A 1688-nucleotide genomic window follows, 5' to 3' on the forward strand; every position below is an offset into this window, starting at 1 on the left:
AGGCCGAAAGTCCCGGCCTCCCTGCCGTTTCATCCATACATATATTCTATAAGAAGCCACTGACATCCACCCCCAAAAGAACCCCCAATGTGGATACCACCACCCACCACCCCACCCTGTGCAGGAAATAAAAAACGCAGAAAACGAGAAACCATTGCCCACCGTCAAACCCTCATGAAGAGACAGGCTGCCCGCTGGCTAGCACCAGGGCAAGTCAAAAAATCATGTCGGGCCAAATTTCGAATCGGGAAGCAACACCCTGCATGGAACAGGCCAGCCCTCAGTCGACTGTCAAGTCGATTCAGTTCGAGGATCCATGGGCGGGGCTGAGCATGCGTGACTGGAGGAGTGAAACTCCAGGTCCATCCAGGTTCTGCAAATACGGAACGCGCCCGGCCATCGCCATGACCAAGGAAAGCGTGGATCCCGTCACCAGTAGACCCGTACCTGCAGTGAAAGGTCCATCATCAGCCCTTAGCTGCAGCCCTAAGGCACGCGTACGGCTGGGAACCGCGAAGTTACGCTTCGCGTAGAAATCGGCGACAGCGGTGAGAGCCTCAATGTCGGGTGTATGGGCAATCTGGAGGGGGTGGCGGATATCTTGCGAGTGCACGATCACCTCACCCAGAAATGCCGCCGTATCGGAGGACGGCGCAATGCTGCTATTAATGACAGCACAGAATAGGTTCAGGGTCTCATACGGGTTGGCACCCCGGTGCTCGTCCAATCGGCGCTGGTTATGCACATTAGGGCGAAAACGGGCGCCGAGCATGCTGCGCAGCCACATCCATTGATTCAGGCTCGCCGCAGCAGTGAGATGTGCAACGACTTGCTCCACATCCCACCGCCCGCAAAGGGTGTCGTGCCGCCACTGCTTTGGAGTTAGGCGTTTCAGGTCCTCTGCGAGCAAACCACGTTCGGCATGGGTCAGAGCCCACAGGTGGCCATCTGAAGATTTCGCCATGCACTCTGCTTCCGCTGTTCCGGTGGTGGATTCCAAACCTTTTGTGTCCTCTAGGTACACCGGACGCTCAGCTGTGCTTGTGTCAGCTACCTCAACTGAGGGACCGCTGGCTGGAGACTCGGCCATGCGTTAAAAACGTGGTGGCAGGTTTTAGTGAGACGGCTTCTTGTAAGTACCGTGCGTGGCGATAAGCCCCATCACGATGGTTACCAAAAGTATGCATGTAATTACTATCAGTAATCCCCACATATCCATGGTGTGTCAACTCCTTAGTAGGATGCTGGAAGCATTTCTTTGTCTCTCCCATCATCCTCCTGATGCTGGAAAGCCGCCAGAGCCCGAAAATCTTCCGCAAGGTGAACATTTGTCCGTGTCCTGCGATGGGAACCATGGGCAAGGGGTGAATGGTTTCCTTTACTCATCACCAAGATAATCTTCTTGATACGCGCCGCCATTTACGTTGCCACCTCCGCGCTGGCGTTACTTGTCACGTCCTGGATCCTGCCTGACTTCCATCTGCAGTGGTCTGGCTTTTTCGTCGCCGTCCTAGTTTTCGCTATCGCACAGTCCATTTTGGCACCGTTCGTTGCCAAAATGGCTAGGTGCTCGGGTCAGTAGTCTTTTAGGGGTTTTGGCCGTGGGCCACCGGATTTCTGATTTTAGGACCAGCGTCCGGCCGGTTCCTGATCCGTGGAGTGCTTGACAGTCCTTTTCATGGCCTCGA

Annotated in this window: 1 protein-coding gene; it reads right to left on the reverse strand. The window is 55.1% G+C overall.

Annotation, left to right across the window (positions count from 1 at the left end):
- Positions 1-301: 301 nt before the first annotated feature.
- Positions 302-1000, reverse strand: a complete 699-nt coding sequence (locus tag JMA46_RS16655) for a maleylpyruvate isomerase family mycothiol-dependent enzyme (RefSeq protein ID WP_247647399.1) — start codon at positions 998-1000, stop codon at positions 302-304.
- Positions 1001-1688 lie beyond the last annotated feature (688 nt).

Source organism: Arthrobacter sp. E3 (assembly GCF_017353415.1).
Taxonomy (GTDB): domain Bacteria; phylum Actinomycetota; class Actinomycetes; order Actinomycetales; family Micrococcaceae; genus Specibacter.